Genomic DNA, 18919 nt, shown 5'->3' with positions numbered 1-18919 from the left:
TGTATAGATGCCCCCCGCCAAGAAGATTCCTGCGACGATCATGATCGTCACCGACGATCACAACGACGCCACCATCATCGGCAAGCAGCTCGCGCCGGAGTTCGAGCATGTCCTGCTGTCGCTGGACCCGGAGCAGCGCGTCGGGTTCTTCGAGCTGCGACCGCCCGACGTCCTGGTGCTGGCCTTCAAGACGCTGAGCAAATCCGAGCAGTTCTACCTGGAACTGTACCGGCTAAGCGAAAAGATCCATCTGCAGCCACACCGCACTATCGTCCTGTGCAACAAGCTCGGCGTTCAGGACGCCTACGAACTGTGCCGCAAGGCGGTCTTCGACGACTACGTGATGTTCTGGCCGATGACGTATGACGTCCCGCGTCTGCGCATGTCGGTCCATAACGCCCTGCGCGAACAGCAGGCGCTCAAGCGTACCCCCCCGGTACTCGGCGAGTTCGCCCGGCAGGCGCGATCCATCGTCGGCCTCGAAGAACTGCTCCAGCAGCAAGCGAGCGAAGGCGACCGGCACATCGCTTCGGTCGACGACGCGGTCACCCTGGCCGAGCAAAGTATCGGCAGCGCGCTCGATCACCTCCACCGTCGCGCCGACCAGGCCGCCCATGACGACCCCGAAGCGCTCCAGAGCCTGCAGGAAGACATCGCCCAACTCAAGCAGAACGAATTGCGCGAGTACTTCAAGGGCCTCACCGAAGCGGTCCGGCCGGTGCGCCGGTGGGCCGAGCAACTGCAGCACGACTGCACGCCGCACATCGAGTCGGCCCGCGCCCTCAAGGCGATGGTCAAGGATGTGCGCCCACGCATCCTCCTGATCGATGACGACGAGTTCGTGCACAAGACGGTCGCCCACCAGCTCGAACCGTCCGCATACGAACTGACCGTGGCCTACGATGTCACCGAGGCATTGCGGATTCTCCGTGACACCACGCCCGACCTCGTGCTGCTCGACATCCTGATGCCGGGCATCAGCGGCGTGCAGGCCTTGCCCCGCTTCCGCAAGATGCCGGCGCTGGAAAAAATTCCTTTCGTCATGCTCACCGGCAAGAGCGACAAGCACACCGTCCAAGTCAGCCTCAAGGCAGGCGCCAATGACTTCATCGCCAAACCGTTCGATCGCGCCACCTTGCTGACCAAGCTCGACAAGCTCCTCGGCTAATTTTCCGGGGACACTCCGCCGTCGTGCGAAAATTCACCGACGACCCGACTTCGCTACCCCCCCCGCCCGCCCCTCCTGCGCCGCCCGATCGGCGCGCTTCGGCTTCGCCCGGGGCCGCGGGGCCGGCCGCTGGCGATGGTCTCACCCCACCTGGCAGGCCAGCCCCTTCAGATATTCGCCTTCCGGCACCGCCAGCCCGATCGGGTGGTCGGGCGCGGCCGCCAGGCGGTAGAGGATGCGCGCATCGGCGCCAGCGTCGATCGCGGCACCGGCGACGATCTTCTGGAACAGCTCCTGGCCGATGCCGCCCGAGCAGGAATACGTCATCAGGATGCCGCCCGGGTTGAGCAGGCGGAAGCCGAACAGGTTGATGTCCTTGTAGGCACGCGCGGCGCGCTCGGCATGCGCCGCCGAAGGGGCGAACTTGGGCGGGTCGAGCACGATCAGGTCGAAGCGCCGGCCCTCCTCCTTCAGCGCGCGCAAGGCCTTGAACACGTCGGCCTCGCACCATTCGGCACGGGCGCCATCGAGCTGCGGGTTGAGCGCCAGATTGCGCCGCGCCGACGCCAGCGCCGGGGCCGAGGAATCGATCGAGAGCACCGACTTCGCCCCGCCGGCGAGCGCCTGCAGCGAGAACCCGCCGGTGTAGCAGAAGCAGTTGAGCACCTCGCGCCCGGCAGCGAGCTGGCCGGTGAGCAGGCGGTTGTCGCGCTGATCGAGGTAGAAGCCGGTCTTGTGCCCGCCTTCGACGTCCACTTCCATGCGCACGCCGTGCTCGACGATGGAGAGCCCGCCCTCAGGCAGCCCGCCATGCACGCAGCCGGTGCGCGGCTCCAGCCCTTCGAGTGCGCGCACCTCGGAATCGGAACGCTCGTACACCGCCGCGCAGCCGGTCGCCTGCACCAGCCCGGCGACGATCGCCTCGCGCCATTTGTCCGCGCCCGCGCTGGTCAGCTGCAGCACCACCACATCGCCATAGCGGTCGGCGATCACGCCCGGCAGGCCGTCCGATTCACCGTGGATCAGGCGCACGCCTTCCTGCCCGCGCAGCGCCGGAATCGCCGCCCGCCGCGCCACCGAAGCCGCCACCGCACGCTTGAAGAAGGCATGGTCGATCGCCGCTTCGAGCTCGAAGCTCCACACCCGGGCGCGGATCTGCGAAGCGGGCGAGAACGCGGCACGGGCCAGCGCCTTGCCCTCGGCCGACAGCACCGTCACCGTGTCGCCCGGCCGCGCACGCCCTTCGAGGCGCTCGACCGAGCCGGCGAAGATCCAGGGATGGCGGCGGAACAGCGAACGCTCCTTGCCGGGCTTGAGGATGAGTTGGGCCATGCGGGCTCCGGGCGATATCGCACAAGGTAAGGCGGCGCAGTGTACCGGCTCGCACCGCGCCCGCCCATAGCCTGCGTACAAACATAGCCTGCGCGCAAACCCGCACGCCGCGGCGAGGCACGCCGCCCTCAGCCGCCCGGTGGCGGCGCCGCGGGCACGGGCTTCAGCGTCGCCAGCGCCAGCACCAGCCAGCCCGCAAGCAGCATCAGGCCGCCGGCCGGCGTCACCAGGCCGATGCCCCGCGCACCGGCGAGCGCGATCAGGTACAGGCTGCCGGAAAAGCACAGCGAGCCGGCAACGAACAGGCCGCCCGCCGCCGCGGCCAGGCGGCCGGGTTCGGGCCGCCGCGCCAGGCCGAGCGCGACCAGCGCGAGCGCGTGGTACATCTGGTAGCGCACCCCGGTCTCGAACACCGCCAGCATGTCCGCTTCCAGCCGCCCGCGCAGACCATGGGCGCCGAACGCGCCCAGCCCCACGGCGATGCACGCCGACAGCGCACCGATGAAAAGAAAAATACGGTTCATCGCAGAACTCGCAAGAGTACTCAAACCAGTGAGGCGAAACGGGCTCGCGGCAACATCCAGCGTTCTGGCTGGCCGGGCAGTTCGACAAAGCCGAAATGTCGATAGAACGCGGCCGCAGCCGGCGACTTGGCATCGACGATGATGGCCGCCACCGCGAGCGTCTGGCTGGCGGCAGCGACACGCTTGCACGCATCGACGAGCAGGATCGAACCCAACCCCTGCCCCTGCGCCGTTTCACTGACCGCAAGCCGGCCGAGCAAGGCCGCAGGGACGGGGTAACGCGGCAGCTTTTTTCGCAGTGCCTCGGGCAACTGCTCAGCGGCAACACTGGCGGCGCTGAGGGTATAGAAGCCTGCGAGCACGCGGGCCTGCTCAGCGGGGCTCGCCACAAACACCCGCGCCACCCCACGCTTGATGTCCTGCCTGGCATAACGGTGCAGATATTCGTCCAGCGCCACCTCCCCGCACCGGAAACCGGCTGTCTCGACCTCGCTGTCCAGCGCACGAATGCAGTACTCCACTCAGCGCACCTGCTTGGCGTGGCGGGCAAACGCCCGCTGCAGGGCTGGAGCGGGCTCAGCCGGCGCATCCAGCGCATCGAGAAAGGCGGCGAAATCCTGCGACGACAAGGTGACCGCCTCGTGCTGCCGAACCAGCGTCTGGGCTTGCTCAACGGCGGTGCGCAGAACGAACTCCGACACACTCATGTGCGCGTACGCGGCCGCCTTGTCGAGCAGGCGCCGGACTTCCTGATCACAACGAATGTGCAAACGCGTGTCCTTGGTCAGGGAGCTCATTCGGAATCTCCTCAAAAAACGCGTTCATTGTGCGCCATTTGTGCACACCACTCAAGATTGGGCAGGTGCCGGACGACGAATCGGCCAGAGCCCCACCATCAGGTCAGAACACCTGGACCCGGCCTGTTTCGACATCCGCTGCACGCTGGCTATACTCCCCGGCATTTCCAACGAGGAGACCTACCCCATGAAGCTCGAAACCATCGCCGTCCACGGCGGCTATTCGCCCGACCCCACCACCAAGGCGGTCGCGGTGCCGATCTACCAGACCACTTCCTACGCTTTCGACGACACCCAGCACGGCGCTGACCTGTTCGACCTCAAGGTGCAGGGCAACATCTACACCCGGATCATGAACCCGACCACCGCGGTGCTCGAGCAGCGCGTGGCCCAGCTCGAAGGCGGCGTCGGCGCGCTCGCGGTGGCCTCGGGCATGGCGGCGATCACCTACGCCATCCAGACCATCGCCGAAGCCGGCGACAACATCCTCTCGGCAGCGACGCTGTACGGCGGCACCTACAACCTGTTCGCCCACACGTTCCCGCAACTGGGCATCGAAGTGCGCTTCGCCGACTACCGCACCCCGGATTCCTTCGCCGCGCTGATCGACGAGCGCACCAAGGCGATCTACTGCGAGTCGGTCGGCAACCCGCTCGGCAACATCACCGACATCGGCCGCCTGGCCGAGATCGCCCACCGCGCCGGCATCCCCCTGATCGTCGACAACACCGTCCCCTCGCCTTACCTGTGCCGCCCCTTCGAGCACGGCGCCGACATCGTCGTCCATTCCCTGACCAAGTACCTCGGCGGCCACGGCAACTCGATCGGCGGCATCATCGTCGATTCCGGCAAGTTCCCGTGGGCCGAACACAAGACCCGCTTCCACCGCCTCAACGAACCCGACGTGTCGTACCACGGCGTGGTGTACACCGAGGCCCTGGGTGCCGCCGCCTACATCGGCCGGGCGCGCGTCGTGCCCCTGCGCAACATGGGCGCGGCGATCTCGCCGTTCAACACCTTCCTGATCCTGCAGGGAATCGAGACCCTGGCGCTGCGCATGGACCGTATCTGCACCAACACGATCAAGGTCGCCGAGTACCTGAAGCAGCACGCCAAGGTCGAGTGGGTGAACTACGCCGGCCTGTCCGACCACGCCGACCACGGCCTGGTGCAGAAGTACATGGGCGGCCGCGCCTCGGGCATTCTGTCGTTCGGGGTGAAGGGCGGCTTCGAAGCCGGCGGGCGCTTCCAGGACGCGCTGAAGCTGATCACCCGCCTGGTCAACATCGGCGACGCCAAGTCGCTCGCCTGCCACCCGGCCTCGACCACCCACCGCCAGCTCTCGCCCGCCGAAATGGCCAAGGCCGGGGTGTCGCCCGACATGGTGCGCCTGTCGATCGGCATCGAGCACATCGACGACCTGATCGCCGACCTCGACCAGGCCCTGGCCGCCGCCTGACAGAACGGCTCATCCAATCAGCAACACGGATCAGGCCACGATTGCTAAAGACCGCAGGCAGCAGTGCAGCAGCAGCGGGCCGCTCCCATGCGTGCGGTACGACAAGCTGGCCAAAGAGATGCCGAGGGGACCGCCCCCTCGGCGCACACTCAGAACGAATATGCAGGCGGCTGCGTGGTCGGCTTCCACTGGGAGTTGGTCCGGCGCATGTCGCGCTCGAGCATTTCCTGTCGCGCCAGCTCGGTCACGATCTCCTGCGGCAACCGCTCGGCGGTGTCGTCGGCCGCCATCGTCTTGTCCTCGGGGCACATGGAGCGCCGCGCGACCTTCTGCGTGAAGAGGGGCGCATCGCCATCGGGCACGTAGTAGATGTCCTTTGTCCGCATCACGAAGCGGTTGTTCTCGACCACCGTGGTGGTGACGATCAGTTCCGTCCGGGTCGGGCGCGCCATGTGACCGGCCCACCACTCCGCGAGTGCGACGCCGGTGAGCGCTCCGGCGACCTCGTGATCGTCGAGGAAGATCTCGCGCAGCACCGCGACACCGGAAGCCAGGAGCGTCAGCCGCGGCGGCTGATAATCCCACCCTCTTCCGCTATGGACGATGATCTGCGTGTGATAGCGGACCTCGACATCCGCCCCGTCGCGGGCAAAGCCAGGCACCGCGGGCGAGCCGATCTTGCATTCGCTGACGGTCGCCCCACGCTGCACGAGGTGCGTGATCATGAAGTCGCGAAAGGCCACCTCGAACGCCGTATTGCGCGTGGGGGTAACGAAGAAGCCGCGGCCCTGTAGCTGCGGCTTCTCGGCCACCGATTGCAGCGTCTGGCTGACCACATCCTCGGCCACCACGTCCCAGTGGTGCGCCGCCCGCGCGACCTTCTGGCGCGTCAGTTCGAAGTTCTGCGCAACCGGTACCGGCGATGCGCAGCCGACAACGGCGGCCGCGATCGGGATGAGCACTGCATAACTGGGTTTCATGGCGCCCCCTGGTGTCGTTGTTCGTACATGTACCGTAGTTCGTGCACGACCTGCTCCGCCATGGCCGGATACGCCCGCGCACCCCATGACAGTTGTCATGACCCCAAATACGCACAGAAATACTTCTCGGCAACCAAGCGCAGTGCCTGGCTGGCCGCAGCCTCGGTCACGGGCCACGATTGCCGCGATGTCCCGATTGCTTTTTTGATCTCACAATCATAAAGTGCAATCAAATCAATCGGCACGAGGCTTTGCAATATGCCTTCCATCACCGTACGAAACATCCCTGACGAGGTGCACCGCGCCATCCGTGTTCGCGCCGCCATGCACGGGTGCAGCACCGAGGCTGAAGTTCGCAGCATCCTTGAACAAGCAGCGAAGCCCGAAGGGCGCCTGAAACTCGGGACACTGCTGGCTTCCATCGCCCGCGAGGCAGGCGGCTTGACCGACGAAGAATTCGCCCTCTTCGACAACGTGCGCGACAGAACCCCGGCTGCGCCGCTGAGCTTTGAATGATCGTTCTCGATACCAACGTGCTTTCGGAGTTGTGGAGGCTTGCACCCGATCGCAACGTGCTGGCATGGATGGATGCCCAGATCGTGGAAACCCTTTTCCTGTCCGCCATTACCGTGGCTGAGTTGCGCTTTGGTCTGGCAGCCATGCCGCAAGGCAAGCGTCGCACGATCTACCAGGAGCGCATGGAACGCGAAGTGCTGCCGACCTTCACCGGGCGCGTTTTGCCTTTTGATCTGGATGCTTCAAAATCCTATGCCGACCTGATGGCGCGAGCACGCGCAGAGGGTCTGGCCATCGGCAAGGCAGACGGCTACATCGCAGCCACCGCAGCCGCACGCGGCATGATCGTCGCCACACGCAACACGAGGCCATTCCAGGCTGCCGGCCTGGCTGTCATCGATCCCTGGGACAGATAAGTGTTATCGGGGACGTACCCCGATTTCGTCCACCATCGGGTACGAACCTCCCCCCTCGGTCAGCACCCGGATGATCCCGCTCCACCCAGAAAAGGACTCTCACATGAAACTGTTCATCAAGCCCGGTGCCTGCTCGCTGACCCCGCATATCGTGCTCGAGGAAGCCGGTCTCCCCTACACCACCGAGACCGTCGACCTCGGCACCCGGCGCACCGCCGGCGGCGCCGACTACACCGCGATCAACCCCAAGGGCTACGTGCCGGCGCTGCAGCTCGACAGCGGCGAAGTGCTGACCGAGCTGCCGGCAATCGTCCAGTACCTGGCCGATCTGGCCCCCGAAAAGAAGCTCGCACCGGCCAACGGCACGCTCGAACGCTACCGCCTGCAAAGCTGGCTGACCTTCATCGGCACCGAACTGCACAAGTCCTTCAGCCCCTTCTTCAACCCGGCCGCGGGAGACGACTGGAAGCAGGCCGCACGCGCCAACATCGAGCGCCGGCTCGGCTACGCCGATAGCCAGCTCGCCGGCCGCGCCTACCTGCTGGGCGGGGATTTCAGCGTCGCCGACGCCTATCTGTTCACCGTGCTGAGCTGGGCCAAATACATCGGCCTCGATCTTGCGCCGTGGCCGAACGTGACCGCCTGCCTGGAGCGCGTCGGCCGCCGCCCGGCGGTGCAGGCCGCGCTGAAGGCGGAAGGGCTGCTCTGAGCTGTTGCGCCGGAGGCCGGGGCGAAGCGCTCCCCGGCCAGTGCGGGCCGCTCCATCGTTCAGGGCAGCATGCCGGCATCGAACAGGCGAAAACCGTCCCGACCGCCGTGCTTGACCCGGTAGAGCGCGAGATCGGCCCGTTCCACCAGCGCCAGCGGCGCGGAGCCATCCCGCGGGCAGAGCGCGGCGCCGATGCTGGCGCCGATCTCGACGCGGTGGCCGAGCACCGCGTAAGGCGCACGGATCGCATCCAGAATGCGGGCGGCGGCGGCTTCGACGTCGCGCTCGCTGCCGGCGTGGAACTGGATCACGGCGAATTCGTCGCCGCCGAGCCGGGCGACCACGTCGCGTCCGCGTACGTGGCGGCGCAGACGCTCGGCGACCTCGACCAGCAGCGCGTCGCCGACCGGGTGGCCATAGCAGTCATTGACCGGCTTGAAGCGGTCGAGATCGATCATCAGGAGCGCCGACAGGGTGTCGTCGCGCAGGCCGATGTCCACCGCTTCCTGCAGCGTGCGCTCGAACATGGCGCGGTTGCCCAATCCGGTCAGCGGATCGGTCAGCGCCATGCGCTCCAGGTCGAGGCGCTCGACATGCTCGAGCAGCATTTCACGCAGCAGGCCGGCAGCCTCGATGTCGATGTCCCGCCAGGGATTCGCCTGGCCGTGCGTCTGTTCACGCCAGATCTGGAACGAAGTCCGCGGACCGAGTGCATGCTGCGGATCGGCGCCTGCCGAATGTGATGACGGCCTGCCGGCCCAGGCGACGTTTTCCGGCTGTTCGGCGCGCAACAGCGCGATGAAATCCTGCCCGTCCAGCGGGATGTAGAGCAGGCCGCTGGCCAGGCGGAGCAGCGCCGGGCAGGTTTCCAGTGCCGCGGGGATCGCGTCGTAGGACGAAACCTGCTCGCGCGCGCAGCCGTCGAGCCAGTTTTTCAGCACGTCCAGACTGCTGGTGTCGGGGACATCGCCGCTGTAGTGGTTGCGCCCGTCGAGCCGGGCCCAGCCCCCGTGCGCGCCGAAAGCGGTGCGGATATGCACGAGCTGGGTGGCGATGGCCTGCTTGCCGCCACCACCCGCCTGCAGCATCATCCTGGCCTCGGCACGGGCCGAATGATGGGCATGGCGGGCTTGCTCGTGCGCCAAGCGCTGCAGATCGCTCATGTGGATCGAGGTCACCGTGGCCAGCTGCTCGCACAGCTGGCGGTCGGCGAAGGACACCGTCTTCGGCTCCAGGTGATGACAGGCGATCAGGCCCCAGAGCCGGCCTGCGGCCACCACCGATACGCTGAACGAAGCCGCCACCCCCATGTTCCTGAGGTATTGGACGTGCACCGGATGCACCGCGCGCAGTTCGGCATGGGTGAGATCGACGCTCAGCCCATCGACCGCGGAGAGTACCGGCACCGGCTCGGCATCGACATCGGCGATGACCCGCTGGCGTTTCATCAAGTACAGGCGGCGGGCGTTGGCAGGCACATCCCCGGCAGGGAAATGCAGGCCGAGGAAACCTTCCACGCCGGGCCGCAGCGCCTCGTCGATGACCTTGCCGTGCCAGCCGGGCAGAAACCGGTAGAGCATCACCCGATCGTAGCCGGTGACGTCGGCCACCTGCTGCATCAGGACCTGCGCCGCGGCCTCCTCGGAATCGGTCGCCGCCAGGGCCGCCATGCCGGCCGCCAGCACCTGCTCCCGCTGGCCGAACGAAGGCACGCTTCCCGCTTCCAGTTCGAGGACGAGGTGCGGCCCGGCGAAATGCAGCGCGGCGATCAGGCTGCGCCCGTTGCAGTCGGCCGCGCACAGCCGCACCTGCGCCGCCCCGGGAGCGTCCCGCCCTTCCGTCGCTCCCGGCAGCGCCGCCAGCAGCGGCCGGATTGCGACCGGCAGGACCGCGGAGGATGGCGCGCCGAGCAAGGCCTGCGGGGGCAGGCCGAGCCAGGCTTCGACATTGGCCGACAGCGCGCAGATCTGCCCACCCCGGCGTTCGATGACGAGCAGCGCACCGGACGGCTGGATGCTGTCGGCGAGGTGAAGCGCGGCGCTCTTGCAGTCGCCGAAAGGGGCGTTGATCACGATGGCGGCTCCGCGGCAAGGAACACGTCGATGAACGTAGCGAAAGCGAACCGCGCTCCCTGCAGGATGTCCGCCTGCTCAACTGCATCGCGGGGAGGGCGGTCGAGGCAGGCGCACAGGGCGGGCCAGCCCGCTGCCGCACAGGCCTGCAGGCGCCAGAACGCGGAGGCCTGTTCGCAGGCCTGCGGCAGATGGCGGGCGAGGCGGGCGGAAATGACTCGCGCGCCTTGCGTCGAGCCTTCGAGGACATAGCGCATGCCGAGGTAGGCGGCAGGCCCCATCGCCGGCCCCGCCCCACTCCGCTCCGGCGGGGCCGGCGGAGGCGCCTGCAGCCAGGCGAGGTCGGCATGCAGCGCCGGCAGGCGCGAACGGTAGGGCGGCAAGCCAGGAGGGCAGGCCGGCGCCAGCACCTGGAGGGCAGGCTCGACGCCGGCATGGGCCGCTTCGTAGCGTCGGAGTGCCTCGGCATAAGCCCGCGGCGTCAGCCCGGGGCGCATCAGCGCGAGCAATGCCGGTGCGCTGTCGAGGCGGCGGTGGAGGTCGGCGGTCTGCTGCCGGAGCAGCGCGTGCAGGTCCCGAGTCATGGAAAACGGCGATCCTGGAGAAAGGAAACGGGCATCAACCCTGCCGGCGGTGGCCGGAGTCGCGCGACGGCGCCAGTGCATGATACGTAAATGACGACGGTTCAGGGGAGGCCGCAACCGCCGGGCCGGCCTCAAGGCCGCGGCAGGGTGCCGAAGATCCGGTCCCAGAAGGCGGTCAGGGTGCCGAACGCACGCTCCGGGTCGTTGAAGTGGTGATGCCGGTGATGCCGCCGCTGCGCCGCCCACCAGCCGCCACCATCCTCATTCCGGTGCAGACGATGGTGCACCACTTCCTGGGCCAGATGGCCGAGCAGCAGCCCCGCCGACAGCGCACTGGCCAAGGCCTTGTTCCACACCAGCACCGACGGCAGGCCGATCAGCGCCAGCACCAGCACCAGGCTGAACGGCAACGGAATGCGGATCGGCAGGTCGGCGTCGAGATGGTGTGCCATGTGCCAGCGGCGAAAAGGCTCGACGCCGTGCAGCAGGTAACGGTGGAGCACGTACTCCACCAGCGTCCACAGCGCCAGGCCGGCGGCAAACATCGCTACCAGCCTTGCGCTGCCCATTGATGCCCGCAAGACGTTGCCGCCAACGACGACGAAGCCGGCGGCAGGCACGATCAGCGAAGCCGGATACGCGAGCGCGATCCGGTCGAACCCCGGCTCATTCACGCTCGCCCTCCCCGCCGTGCGCCCCTCCACCATGCGCCTCTCCGGCGCCTTCCGCGGTGGCGATTTCCCAGGCGTACATCAGGCTGGCCTCGGAAAAACCGAGTCCGGTCTCTTCGTCCCGCCACCAGGCGAGCCCGCCGCCGTCAACCCCGTCGAAGCGCCAGCGCCGCAGCTCGCCGCTGCACAGGCGAACCGCATAGACATGACCGCACATGAGTTCCATCGTCGAACCGGCTCCGATTTCAAGAAGGCGATCCCGCATCCGCTGCCGGACACTCCGCCTCATCCCTTCCCATCATAGATCGCACCACCGGCCCGGCGCAGCCCTGCGCGCCGCAGCCCCTCATGCGGACACGGGCAGTGTGCAAGGCGGCAGCGCGCGCCGCAAAGGGCGAATCCTGCTGTTGGGTGAATCATGCTTGACCATACGGAACTGTTTTAGTACTGTTTAACCACGAACACAAGCGGACACCCCGGCATGTTGCGCATTAGCAAGCTTACCGACTACGGCACCCTGATCCTGGCCCACATGGCCAGTCGTCCCGAACGCCTGCACAGCGCCACCGAGCTGGCCGAAACGCTGGGGCTGGGTGTACCGACCGTGAGCAAGGTGCTGAAGGCGCTCGGCCGTCATGCCCTGGTAAACAGCCACCGCGGCGCCAGCGGTGGCTATGCGCTGGCGCGCCCGCCGCAGCAGATCAACATGGCGCACATCGTCGATGCGCTCGAGGAGCAGCCTTTCGGCCTTACCGAGTGCAGCGCCGGCAGCGGACTGTGTTCGCTGGAAACGGGCTGCCGCATCCGCGACAACTGGCAGCGCATCAACGGCGTCGTCCGGCGCGCGCTGGAGGATGTCAGCGTCGCCGACATGATCCACCCCCACGGCCCGGCGTCCAGCATCACCGAACACCGGGTGCACGGCCCCGAGCCTCACCCGGGGACGGCACGCCTGACCAGGCTAGACCACCAGGAGGACTGAGCACATGAACGCCCCGACCATCACCCCCTCGCGCAGCGACGCCCTCGGCGCCTATCTCGAGCAAGACTACACCGCCGGCTTCGAAACCCGGCTCGATACCGACACCGTGCCCAAGGGTTTGTCCGAAGACATCATCCGCCTGATCTCGGCGCGCAAGGGCGAACCCGACTGGATGCTCGAGTGGCGGCTCGAAGCCTATCGCCACTGGCTGACGATGCGCCCCCCCACCTGGGCCGCAGTGCACTTCCCGTCGATCGACTTCCAGGACATCGTCTACTACTCGGCGCCGAAGTCGAAGAAGGACGGCCCCAAGAGCCTCGACGAAGTCGACCCCGAGCTGCTGCGCACGTTCGAGAAGCTCGGCGTGCCGCTGCACGAGCGCGCACGGCTGGCCGGCGTGGCGGTGGATGCGGTGTTCGACTCGGTGTCCGTGGCAACCACCTTCCAGAAGGAGCTCGCCGAGCACGGCATCGTCTTCTGTGCGTTTTCCGAGGCGGTGAAGAACCACCCCGCGCTGGTGCAGAAGTACCTCGGCACGGTGGTGCCGCCGGGCGACAACTTCTATGCCGCACTCAACTCGGCGGTGTTCTCCGACGGCTCCTTCGTCTTCATCCCCAAGGGCGTGAAGTGCCCGATGGAGCTGTCCACCTACTTTCGCATCAACGCGCGCGACACCGGCCAGTTCGAGCGCACGCTGATCATTGCCGAGGAAGGCGCCTCGGTCAGCTACCTCGAAGGCTGCACCGCGCCGATGCGCGACGAGAACCAGCTCCACGCCGCGGTCGTCGAGCTGATCGCGCTCGACGACGCCAAGATCAAGTATTCGACGGTGCAGAACTGGTATCCGGGCGACAAGGACGGCAAGGGCGGCATCTACAACTTCGTCACCAAACGCGGCGACTGCCGCGGCGCACGCTCGCACATCTCGTGGACCCAGGTCGAGACCGGCTCGGCGATCACCTGGAAGTACCCGAGCGTGATCCTGCGCGGCGACTCGTCGGTAGGCGATTTCCACTCGGTGGCGCTCACCAACAACCTGCAGCAGGCCGACACCGGCACCAAGATGATCCACATGGGGCGCAACACGAAAAGCACCATCCTCAGCAAGGGCATCTCCGCCGGGCGCGGCAGCAACACCTTCCGCGGCCTGGTGAAAGTCACGCCGAAGGCCGAAGGTGCGCGCAACTACACCCAGTGCGATTCGCTGCTGATCGGCGACCGCTGCGCGGCGCACACCTTCCCGACGATCGAGGTGCGCCACCCCACGGCGCATGTGGAGCACGAGGCCACCACCTCGCGCATCGGCGAGGACCAGCTGTTCTACGCGATGCAGCGCGGCATCAGCGCCGAGGACGCGGTGTCGATGATCGTCAATGGCTTCTGCCGCGAAGTGTTCAAGGAACTGCCGATGGAATTTGCGGTGGAAGCACAGAAACTGTTGGGCGTGAGCCTCGAAGGCAGCGTCGGCTAAGGAACAACGGGAGAACGGACATGCTGAAAATCAAAAACCTGCACGCTGCAATCGACGGCAAGGCGATCCTCCAGGGCCTCAACCTGGAAGTGAAGGACGGCGAAGTGCACGCGATCATGGGGCCCAACGGTTCGGGCAAGAGCACGCTCGCCCAGGTGCTGGCCGGGCGCGAAACCTTCACCGTCACCGAAGGCAGCGTGGAATGGGACGGTAGCGACCTGCTCGCCCTGCCCGCCGAGGAGCGCGCCCGCGCCGGACTGTTCCTCGCCTTCCAGTATCCGGTCGAGATTCCCGGCGTCTCCAACGCCTACTTCCTGAAGGCCGCGGTCAACGCGATCCGCCGCCACCGCGGCCTGCCCGAATACGACGCAATGGACTTCCTCTCCAGGGTGAAGGCCGAGATGAAGGCGGTCGGGATGAAGGAGGAGTTCCTCTACCGCTCGGTGAACGAAGGCTTTTCCGGCGGCGAGAAGAAGCGCAACGAAGTGCTGCAGATGGCCCTGCTCGAGCCCCGCCTGGCGGTGCTCGACGAGACCGACTCGGGGCTCGACATCGATGCGCTCAAGGTCGTCGCCGAAGGCGTCAACCGGCTGCGCTCGCCGGAGCGCTCGATGATCGTGATCACCCACTACCAGCGTCTGCTCGACTACATCGTGCCCGACCAGGTGCATGTGCTGTCGCAGGGGCGCATCGTGCGCTCGGGCGGGCGCGAGCTGGCGCTCGAACTCGAAGCGCACGGCTATGGGTGGATCGACGCCGCGCCGGGAGGCAAGGCCGGCGCCGCGTCCCCGGGAGTCCAACCCACCGGAGCCCAGCCATGAGCGCGCTCGATTTCTGGGTCGCACGCCAGCGCGACACCGCCGCCGCGCTGCCCGGGGCCGACATCCCCTGGCTCGCCCGCCTGCGCACGGACGCAATCGCCCGCTTCGCCGACGAAGGCTGGCCCACGACGCGGCGCGAGAACTGGCGCCACACCTCGCTCGCCTTCATGGAGCAACAGGCCCTGGCGGTGGGCGAAGCCGTGCCCCCCGAACGCATCCTCGCCGCGCTGCGCGCGCGTTTCGACGCCGCAAGCCCGGCCGCCGCGCACTGGCTCGTGTTCATCGACGGCCGCTTCGCCCCCGCGCTATCCACGCTCGCCGAGCTGCCTGGCGGCGTGCGGCTCGGCAGTCTCGCCGACGCGCTGGCGCAAACCCCCGAAGCCGTCGAAGCGGCCTTCGGCCAGGCCGCCGACGGCGAGACGCCGGCCGCGCTGAATGCCGCCCTCGCCGCCGACGGCGCCTGGATCCGCCTGGCGCGCGGCAGCGTCGTGGAAGCGCCGATCCACCTCGTCTTCATCGCCGCGGGCGCCGCCGACCAGCATCTGCGCAACCTCGTCATCGCCGAGGCCGGCGCGCAGGCGACCATCGTCGAGCACTATCCGGCCGGCGCCGCGGGCAGCACCCTGAGCACGGCGGTCACACGCGTGCTCGCCGCGCAGGACAGCCGGCTCACCCACCTCAAGCTGCAGGAGGAAGGCGAGCAGGCGATCCACCTTGCCACGATCGAAGCCGAACAAGCGCGCGGCGCCGTGTTCGCCTCGCACTCGCTGTCCTTCGGCGCCCGCCTCGCGCGCACCGACATCCGCACCCGGCTCACCGGCGAAGGCGCCGAAGTGCTGCTCAACGGCCTCTACCATGCCGACGGCCGCCGCCATGTCGATCACCACACCCGCATCGACCACGCCTCGCCGCAGGGCACCAGCCGTGAGTACTACCGCGGCCTGCTCGACGGCAGCGCGCGCGGCGTGTTCGCCGGCCGCATCATCGTCGCCCAGGACGCCCAGCGCACCGATGCCCTGCAGCGCTGCGACAACCTGCTGCTGTCGCCGCTGGCCGAGGCCGACGCCCGCCCCGAGCTCGAGATCTACGCCGATGACGTCAAGTGCGCCCACGGCGCCACCGTCGGCCAGCTCGACGAGGACGCACTGTTCTACCTGCGCGCGCGCGGCGTCGACAGCGAACACGCGCGCCAGCTGCTGACCTACGCCTTCGCCGCCGAAGTGCTCGAACGCATCGCCCAACCGCCGCTGCGCGCGCTCGGCCGCGCCGCCCTGTTCACCCGCCTGCCCGGCGCCGCCCGCCTGGAGGAGCTGTCATGAACGCCCCGCTCCCGCCTACCCACACAGGCACCCGCCCGGCGACGCCGACAGGCGCCGCCCTGCCGGGAATCGCCGCCGACTTCCCGATTCTTGCCCGCCCGCTGCGGGGCCACCGCCTGGTGTACCTCGACAACGGCGCGACCACGCAGAAGCCGGAAGCGGTGATCGAAGCCGAGCGCCGCTTCTACCGCGAGTCCAACGCCAACATCCACCGCGGCGTGCACTGGCTGTCGCAGCACGCCACCGAGCTCTACGACGCCGCGCGCGCCACCGTGCAGCGCTACCTCAACGCTGCGCACGCCGAGGAGATCGTGTTTACCCGCGGCACCACCGAAGCGATCAACCTGGTCGCGCACAGCTGGGGACGCAGCCAGCTCGAAGCCGGCGACGAGATCCTGCTCACCACCCTCGAACACCACTCCAACATCGTGCCCTGGCAGCTGCTGTGCGAACAGACCGGCGCGGTGCTCAAGGTGGCGCCGGTCGATGAGACCGGCACGCTCGAGCTCGCCGCCTTCGACGCCCTGCTCGGGGAGCGCACCCGGCTGGTGGCGATCACCCACGTGTCGAACGCGCTCGGCACGGTGAACCCGGTCGCCGCCCTCACCGCCCGGGCACACGCCGCCGGTGCGGTGGTGCTCATCGACGGCGCCCAGGCGGTAGCCCACCAGGGCGTCGATGTGCAGGCGATCGGTTGCGACTTCTATGCTTTTTCCGGGCACAAGCTGTACGGCCCGACCGGCATCGGCGTGCTCTACGGCCGCGCCGGACTGCTCGCCGCGATGCCGCCGTGGCAGGGCGGCGGCGACATGATCCGCACCGTCGCCTTCGAGCGCAGCACCTTCGCCGAGCCGCCCCAGCGCTTCGAGGCCGGCACCCCCAACATCGCCGGCGCGATCGGGCTGGCGGCGGCGATCGACTATGTCGACCGGGTGGGTCTGGCACGCATCGCCGCCCACGAGCACGCCCTTCTTGGGCACGCCAGCGCTGCGCTCGGCGACATCCCCGGCGTGCGCCTGGTGGGCACGGCGCGGGACAAGGCCGGCATCCTGTCCTTCCTCGTCGATGGCATCCACCCCCACGACCTCGGCACAATACTGGATGCCGAAGGGGTGGCGATCCGCGCCGGCCACCACTGCGCGATGCCGCTGATGACGCGCTTCGGCATTCCCGGCACGGCCCGCGCCTCGTTCGCGATGTACAACGACATCGGCGACATCGACGCCCTGGTCGCGGCCATCCACAAGGCGCAGGATCTGTTCGGCACGAGGAGGCCCGGATGAACGACAAGCAGGATTCGCTGCGTGAGCTGTACCAGGAAGTGATCTTCGACCACAACCGCAACCCGCGCAATTTCCACAAGATGGCCGACGCCGACCGCCACGCCGACGGCCACAACCCGCTGTGCGGCGACCAGCTCACCGTGTACCTGCGGGTGGCCGACGGCGTCGTGCACGACGTCAGCTTCGTCGGCCACGGCTGTGCGATCTCGACCGCCTCGGCCTCGCTGATGACCGAAGCGGTCAAGGGCAAGCCGGTCGCAGAAGTGGAAGCGCTGTTCCGCGACGTCCATGCCCTGCTCACCGGCGGCCAGGGCACGGAAGCGCCGGCGCGCGACGTCGGCAAGCTGGCGGCACTGTCCGGAGTGAAGGAATTCCCGGCGCGGGTGAAGTGCGCCACCCTGGCCTGGCACACCCTGCACAACGCCCTCGCCGGCGATCAAGACACGGCGCAGACCGAATGACAGGGCGTTTCCGGCCCGGAAAACGGGGCAGGAATGAACGGAGGGCACCGGATCGCGGCAGGCGAAACCGGCGCCCGGAATGAAGGAGGAACGGACCATGGGCGAGCACTACGGCGAAACCGAATCCCGCGTGCTGCAGCGCGACTGCGCGGCCGTCAGCGTCCCTTGGGGACAGGCGGAAACGCTGCAGGCAGGCGATTTCGCGCTGGTCACCCAGCGCCTGGGCGGCTCGATCACGGTGATGAGCGGCGGCAATCTGTATCGCATCGACGAAGGCGACGCCGACGCCCTCGGCCTCGAGCCGCAGCCCCTCGCCACGCTCCCGGCCGGCACCGGCGCGCTCGACGCCGAGAGCATCGAGCGCGCGGCGTGGGCACAGCTGGCCACCTGCTACGACCCCGAAATTCCGATCGACATCGTCGACCTCGGCCTGGTCTATGCCTGCACGGCCGAAGCGCTGGGCGACGGCCGCTACCGGCTGGCGGTCAGCATGACCCTGACCGCGCCCGGCTGCGGCATGGGCACGCTGATCGCCGACGAGGCGCGGACCAAGCTGCTCGCCATTCCCGGCGTCGCCGAAGCCGACGTCACCCTGGTGTGGGACCCGCCGTGGAGCCGCGAGATGATGAGCGAAGCCGCCCGGCTGGAAATGGGGCTGTACTGAAGCGCCGATGCGCCATCCTTGCGCCCGCTCAAGTTCCGCCCCGGAGCGGCGCTGCTATGCTCGCGCAGTCGGCCGCCGCACCCGGAAACCGCGAATTCCGGTCGTTCCCGTGCCGTAATCGTTCCCGTTTTGCCTGCCTTGCCACCGGACGGACACCATGCGTCTCACCCTCACCCTCGCCGCAAGCCTGCTCGGCAGCGCGGCCCTTGCCGCCCCGCCCGCCATCGACCCGCCGCAGCGCATGCCCGGGCTGTGGATGATCAACACCGCGCCGGCCGAATCGGCCGCGAGCGTGCCCGGCTTTCACCTGTGCGTCGGCAGCGGCGAGGACGACGTCCTGCGCCGTCCGGGCAATCCCTTCGCGCACTGCAGCGAGCAACGCTGGACGCGGGACGCGCATTACACCTACTACAGCGCAAGCTGTACCGCGGATGGCCGCAGCAGCCGGGTGGAAGGCCGCTTCGGCGGCGACTTCATGTACAACTTCCAGGGCGAACTCACCGTCACCCCGGAGCCGGCGACCGCCGGCAGCGCGGCCACCCGGCTGGCAATCGACGGGCGCCGCCTCGGCCCCTGCAAGGCCGGCCAGGCGCCGGGAAAGTTCCTGATCCGGGGCCGTGACGGCGTCGGCAACCTGAACGTGGGCGAGCCGATCGGGCCACGCTGAACCCGGCGCAGCCGGCACACGCG

General features: G+C 68.1%; 22 protein-coding genes. 13 read left to right on the top strand and 9 right to left on the bottom strand.

Going from position 1 to position 18919, the window contains the following annotated elements:
* The first annotated feature begins 7 nt into the window (after positions 1-7).
* Positions 8-1168, top strand: coding sequence for a response regulator (locus Tharo_RS07005; RefSeq protein WP_107220587.1), 1161 nt, complete (start codon positions 8-10; stop codon positions 1166-1168).
* Between the two features lie 141 nt (positions 1169-1309).
* Here the strand turns inward: Tharo_RS07005 and Tharo_RS07000 are convergent, their stop codons facing one another.
* The 4 genes from Tharo_RS07000 to Tharo_RS06985 all read right to left on the bottom strand — a co-directional run bounded on the left by Tharo_RS07000 (position 1310) and on the right by Tharo_RS06985 (position 3821).
* Positions 1310-2500 carry a class I SAM-dependent rRNA methyltransferase gene (locus Tharo_RS07000; protein WP_107220586.1) on the bottom strand — a complete coding sequence of 397 codons (1191 nt, stop codon included), beginning with the start codon at positions 2498-2500 and terminating at the stop codon, positions 1310-1312.
* A 128-nt stretch (positions 2501-2628) separates the two neighbouring features.
* Positions 2629-3024, bottom strand: coding sequence for a DUF423 domain-containing protein (locus Tharo_RS06995; protein WP_107220585.1), 396 nt, complete (start codon positions 3022-3024; stop codon positions 2629-2631).
* Positions 3025-3044: 20 nt separating this feature from the next.
* Positions 3045-3545 (bottom strand): GNAT family N-acetyltransferase, encoded by a 501-nt coding sequence (locus tag Tharo_RS06990; RefSeq protein WP_107220584.1) that lies wholly within the window; start codon positions 3543-3545, stop codon positions 3045-3047.
* A complete protein-coding gene (locus tag Tharo_RS06985) occupies positions 3546-3821 on the bottom strand; it encodes a type II toxin-antitoxin system TacA family antitoxin (protein WP_107220583.1) in 276 nt (91 codons plus the stop codon).
* A gap of 187 nt (positions 3822-4008) precedes the next feature.
* Between Tharo_RS06985 and Tharo_RS06980 the strand changes: the two genes are divergently transcribed.
* A complete protein-coding gene (locus Tharo_RS06980; protein ID WP_107220582.1) occupies positions 4009-5280 on the top strand; it encodes a bifunctional O-acetylhomoserine aminocarboxypropyltransferase/cysteine synthase in 1272 nt (423 codons plus the stop codon).
* Between the two features lie 149 nt (positions 5281-5429).
* Here Tharo_RS06980 and Tharo_RS06975 read toward each other — a convergent pair whose 3' ends face one another.
* Positions 5430-6260, bottom strand: coding sequence for a hypothetical protein (locus Tharo_RS06975; RefSeq protein ID WP_159051668.1), 831 nt, complete (start codon positions 6258-6260; stop codon positions 5430-5432).
* A gap of 258 nt (positions 6261-6518) precedes the next feature.
* On the opposite strand from Tharo_RS06975, the gene Tharo_RS06970 reads away from it, so the two are divergent.
* The 3 genes from Tharo_RS06970 (at position 6519) to gstA (ending at position 7901) form a co-directional block, all read left to right on the top strand.
* A complete protein-coding gene (locus Tharo_RS06970) occupies positions 6519-6776 on the top strand; it encodes a FitA-like ribbon-helix-helix domain-containing protein (protein WP_107220580.1) in 258 nt (85 codons plus the stop codon).
* Positions 6773-7192 carry a type II toxin-antitoxin system VapC family toxin gene (locus tag Tharo_RS06965; protein WP_107220579.1) on the top strand — a complete coding sequence of 140 codons (420 nt, stop codon included), beginning with the start codon at positions 6773-6775 and terminating at the stop codon, positions 7190-7192. Before Tharo_RS06970 ends, Tharo_RS06965 begins: the two co-directional genes overlap by 4 nt.
* A gap of 103 nt (positions 7193-7295) precedes the next feature.
* Complete coding sequence (gstA, locus tag Tharo_RS06960) at positions 7296-7901, top strand: glutathione transferase GstA (protein ID WP_107220578.1); 606 nt, start codon at positions 7296-7298, stop codon at positions 7899-7901.
* 59 nt (positions 7902-7960) lie between these two features.
* Here gstA and Tharo_RS06955 read toward each other — a convergent pair whose 3' ends face one another.
* The 4 genes from Tharo_RS06955 to Tharo_RS06940 all read right to left on the bottom strand — a co-directional run bounded on the left by Tharo_RS06955 (position 7961) and on the right by Tharo_RS06940 (position 11454).
* Entirely contained in the window at positions 7961-9973 is a 2013-nt protein-coding gene (locus Tharo_RS06955) for a bifunctional diguanylate cyclase/phosphodiesterase (RefSeq protein WP_107220577.1), read from the bottom strand.
* Positions 9970-10557 (bottom strand): biliverdin-producing heme oxygenase, encoded by a 588-nt coding sequence (locus Tharo_RS06950; protein WP_159051667.1) that lies wholly within the window; start codon positions 10555-10557, stop codon positions 9970-9972. The genes Tharo_RS06955 and Tharo_RS06950 overlap by 4 nt, the downstream gene beginning before the upstream one ends.
* A 131-nt stretch (positions 10558-10688) precedes the next feature.
* Positions 10689-11231: a sterol desaturase family protein gene (locus Tharo_RS06945; RefSeq protein WP_245881025.1), complete on the bottom strand. Its 543-nt coding sequence runs from the start codon at positions 11229-11231 to the stop codon at positions 10689-10691.
* The gene (locus tag Tharo_RS06940; RefSeq protein ID WP_107222346.1) at positions 11224-11454 is read right to left on the bottom strand and encodes a hypothetical protein; all 231 of its coding nucleotides are present in this window, start codon (positions 11452-11454) and stop codon (positions 11224-11226) included. Before Tharo_RS06940 ends, Tharo_RS06945 begins: the two co-directional genes overlap by 8 nt.
* A 255-nt stretch (positions 11455-11709) precedes the next feature.
* Here Tharo_RS06940 and Tharo_RS06935 point away from each other — a divergent pair, with 255 nt between their 5' ends.
* The 8 genes from Tharo_RS06935 to Tharo_RS06900 all read left to right on the top strand — a co-directional run bounded on the left by Tharo_RS06935 (position 11710) and on the right by Tharo_RS06900 (position 18896).
* The gene (locus tag Tharo_RS06935) at positions 11710-12210 is read left to right on the top strand and encodes an SUF system Fe-S cluster assembly regulator (RefSeq protein ID WP_107220574.1); all 501 of its coding nucleotides are present in this window, start codon (positions 11710-11712) and stop codon (positions 12208-12210) included.
* Positions 12211-12214: 4 nt separating this feature from the next.
* A complete protein-coding gene (sufB, locus tag Tharo_RS06930; protein ID WP_107220573.1) occupies positions 12215-13681 on the top strand; it encodes a Fe-S cluster assembly protein SufB in 1467 nt (488 codons plus the stop codon).
* 20 nt (positions 13682-13701) lie between these two features.
* Complete coding sequence (sufC, locus tag Tharo_RS06925; RefSeq protein WP_107220572.1) at positions 13702-14502, top strand: Fe-S cluster assembly ATPase SufC; 801 nt, start codon at positions 13702-13704, stop codon at positions 14500-14502.
* Positions 14499-15821 carry a Fe-S cluster assembly protein SufD gene (gene sufD, locus Tharo_RS06920; protein ID WP_107220571.1) on the top strand — a complete coding sequence of 441 codons (1323 nt, stop codon included), beginning with the start codon at positions 14499-14501 and terminating at the stop codon, positions 15819-15821. The genes sufC and sufD overlap by 4 nt, the downstream gene beginning before the upstream one ends.
* Positions 15818-17104: a cysteine desulfurase gene (locus tag Tharo_RS06915; RefSeq protein ID WP_107220570.1), complete on the top strand. Its 1287-nt coding sequence runs from the start codon at positions 15818-15820 to the stop codon at positions 17102-17104. Before sufD ends, Tharo_RS06915 begins: the two co-directional genes overlap by 4 nt.
* Positions 17101-17565, top strand: coding sequence for a Fe-S cluster assembly sulfur transfer protein SufU (sufU, locus tag Tharo_RS06910; protein ID WP_107220569.1), 465 nt, complete (start codon positions 17101-17103; stop codon positions 17563-17565). Before Tharo_RS06915 ends, sufU begins: the two co-directional genes overlap by 4 nt.
* 79 nt (positions 17566-17644) lie before the next feature.
* Complete coding sequence (gene sufT, locus Tharo_RS06905) at positions 17645-18229, top strand: putative Fe-S cluster assembly protein SufT (protein WP_245881024.1); 585 nt, start codon at positions 17645-17647, stop codon at positions 18227-18229.
* Between the two features lie 157 nt (positions 18230-18386).
* Positions 18387-18896 carry a DUF3617 domain-containing protein gene (locus Tharo_RS06900; RefSeq protein ID WP_107220567.1) on the top strand — a complete coding sequence of 170 codons (510 nt, stop codon included), beginning with the start codon at positions 18387-18389 and terminating at the stop codon, positions 18894-18896.
* Positions 18897-18919 lie beyond the last annotated feature (23 nt).

It is taken from the genome of Thauera aromatica K172 (genome assembly GCF_003030465.1).
GTDB lineage: Bacteria > Pseudomonadota > Gammaproteobacteria > Burkholderiales > Rhodocyclaceae > Thauera > Thauera aromatica.
Note: the sequence above shows the minus strand (reverse complement) of the source record. Positions and strands in the feature narration are given on the sequence as shown.

Bases quoted from the DNA above. Each gene is read 5' to 3' on its own strand.
- sufT (WP_245881024.1), top strand. From the start codon at position 17,645: ATGAAGGAGGAACGGACCATGGGCGAGCACTACGGCGAAACCGAATCC.
- Tharo_RS06900 (WP_107220567.1), top strand. From the start codon at position 18,387: ATGCGTCTCACCCTCACCCTCGCCGCAAGCCTGCTCGGCAGCGCGGCC.
- Tharo_RS07000 (WP_107220586.1), bottom strand. From the start codon at position 2,500: ATGGCCCAACTCATCCTCAAGCCCGGCAAGGAGCGTTCGCTGTTCCGC.
- Tharo_RS06985 (WP_107220583.1), bottom strand. From the start codon at position 3,821: ATGAGCTCCCTGACCAAGGACACGCGTTTGCACATTCGTTGTGATCAG.
- sufU (WP_107220569.1), top strand. From the start codon at position 17,101: ATGAACGACAAGCAGGATTCGCTGCGTGAGCTGTACCAGGAAGTGATC.
- Tharo_RS06970 (WP_107220580.1), top strand. From the start codon at position 6,519: ATGCCTTCCATCACCGTACGAAACATCCCTGACGAGGTGCACCGCGCC.
- sufD (WP_107220571.1), top strand. From the start codon at position 14,499: ATGAGCGCGCTCGATTTCTGGGTCGCACGCCAGCGCGACACCGCCGCC.
- Tharo_RS06980 (WP_107220582.1), top strand. From the start codon at position 4,009: ATGAAGCTCGAAACCATCGCCGTCCACGGCGGCTATTCGCCCGACCCC.
- Tharo_RS06975 (WP_159051668.1), bottom strand. From the start codon at position 6,260: ATGAAACCCAGTTATGCAGTGCTCATCCCGATCGCGGCCGCCGTTGTC.
- sufC (WP_107220572.1), top strand. From the start codon at position 13,702: ATGCTGAAAATCAAAAACCTGCACGCTGCAATCGACGGCAAGGCGATC.
- sufB (WP_107220573.1), top strand. From the start codon at position 12,215: ATGAACGCCCCGACCATCACCCCCTCGCGCAGCGACGCCCTCGGCGCC.
- Tharo_RS06995 (WP_107220585.1), bottom strand. From the start codon at position 3,024: ATGAACCGTATTTTTCTTTTCATCGGTGCGCTGTCGGCGTGCATCGCC.
- Tharo_RS06940 (WP_107222346.1), bottom strand. From the start codon at position 11,454: ATGGAACTCATGTGCGGTCATGTCTATGCGGTTCGCCTGTGCAGCGGC.
- Tharo_RS06950 (WP_159051667.1), bottom strand. From the start codon at position 10,557: ATGACTCGGGACCTGCACGCGCTGCTCCGGCAGCAGACCGCCGACCTC.
- Tharo_RS06935 (WP_107220574.1), top strand. From the start codon at position 11,710: ATGTTGCGCATTAGCAAGCTTACCGACTACGGCACCCTGATCCTGGCC.
- gstA (WP_107220578.1), top strand. From the start codon at position 7,296: ATGAAACTGTTCATCAAGCCCGGTGCCTGCTCGCTGACCCCGCATATC.
- Tharo_RS06915 (WP_107220570.1), top strand. From the start codon at position 15,818: ATGAACGCCCCGCTCCCGCCTACCCACACAGGCACCCGCCCGGCGACG.
- Tharo_RS06965 (WP_107220579.1), top strand. From the start codon at position 6,773: ATGATCGTTCTCGATACCAACGTGCTTTCGGAGTTGTGGAGGCTTGCA.
- Tharo_RS07005 (WP_107220587.1), top strand. From the start codon at position 8: ATGCCCCCCGCCAAGAAGATTCCTGCGACGATCATGATCGTCACCGAC.